This window comes from Kitasatospora sp. NPDC059817 (assembly GCF_042731835.1).
Classification (GTDB): Bacteria; Actinomycetota; Actinomycetes; order Streptomycetales; family Streptomycetaceae; genus Kitasatospora.
The window spans coordinates 6319-7566 of the sequence record NZ_JBHWIR010000260.1; the positions used below are offsets into that span (position 1 = coordinate 6319).

General features: G+C 69.9%; 1 protein-coding gene. It reads right to left on the reverse strand.

What is annotated here, in order from left to right; all coding sequences use genetic code 11:
• Nucleotides 1-622: 622 nt before the first annotated feature.
• Nucleotides 623-1213 carry a TetR/AcrR family transcriptional regulator gene (locus ACFV61_RS32620; RefSeq protein ID WP_380495606.1) on the reverse strand — a complete coding sequence of 197 codons (591 nt, stop codon included), beginning with the start codon at nt 1211-1213 and terminating at the stop codon, nt 623-625.
• Nucleotides 1214-1248 lie beyond the last annotated feature (35 nt).

A 1248-nucleotide genomic window follows, 5' to 3' on the forward strand; every position in this document is an offset into this window, starting at 1 on the left:
GGCTTCGTCCAGCCGCGCCCCCCCCCCCCGGCATATATATTTTGAATTGGTCAGGTTTGTATGGATTTGGGTACGGTCTCGGTGGCAGATGGGGCAGTGACGGCGGGCGCCCCCTGCGTGACCGCGAGGGCCTGCAACAGGCCCACGGTCAGGGTGAGGACGAGTGCCGCGGCGACTCGACGCCAGATGGCCGGTCGACATCGTGGAATCCCGCTCGGGGGGTGACTGCCGCGCATTGACGTGTGTTCCAGGTCTTCCCTTCCGTTGACGGCACAGGGAAGTCGAGACTTTGCGAAGCAGGAATTGACACTTGATCAACGCTTGTGTTGACGCCGAAGGCCGTGTGCGAGCCCGGAGGGCCCGTGGGGTCGGCGCGGGCCTGGACACGCCCTCCGCCGTCTGGGACGCCGGGGTCAGCGGTGCGTTGATGCGCTGTCTACGCAGTCCTGCGGGCGTTCGGGCGCCTCGCCGCTGAAGGCGAGCGGGGGCGTTGTCCGGGTCGAACCACTCCCCCCGTCGAGCAGATCTCGGTGGGGCCGCTGTCCGGGGCGGCGTCCGTCGCTCGTCGGCGCGAGCGGCGCGAGCGGTGAACCGGCGGCCTGGTGACGTCCGGGTCCTGTCGTCAGTTACCGGGCGGCTGGGGCGGCGCGGATCTCAGCCCGTCCAGGGTGAGGTCGAGGAGGCGTTCGGCCTGCTCGCGCTGCTCGGGTTTGGCCGAGGTGAGGGCGATTCCGGCGAGGGCGGCGAACATGTCGGTCGGACGGATGTCGGAGCGGATCGTTCCGGCGGCGGCACCGGCCTCCATCAGGGAGTTGAGGGTGCCCTGAATCATCTCGTGACTGTCGGCGTAGGGGTTGCTGCCCGAGGCGACGACGGCTCGCAGGGCGTCGGCCATGCCGTATTTGGCGGTGGCGTAGTCGATGAAACGGCGAGTCCACACCCGCAGGGCCTCGGCGGGCGGCATCGTCGCCAGGAGGCCGGCGGCGGCCTCGCACAGCCGGGCCACTTCGTTGCGGTACGCCGCCTCGATCAGCGCCTCTCGGGTCGGGAAGTTGCGGTAGAGCGTGCCCGTTCCCACGCCCGCCTCCCTGGCGATCCGCTCGAAGTGCGCGTCGAGCCCCTCCTCGCTGAACACGCGCACCGCGGCGGCCAGGATCTTGTCCCGGTTGCGCTGCGCGTCGGCCCTCAGCGGGCGCCCTGCCTCTCGGGTCATCGGCGGCTCGTTCCCTCTCTCCGTTGCTCATTCTC

What these genes read in the sequence shown, in the direction of transcription:
- ACFV61_RS32620 (WP_380495606.1), bottom strand. Translation starts at nt 1,213, where the DNA reads ATGACCCGAGAGGCAGGGCGCCCGCTGAGGGCCGACGCGCAGCGCAAC.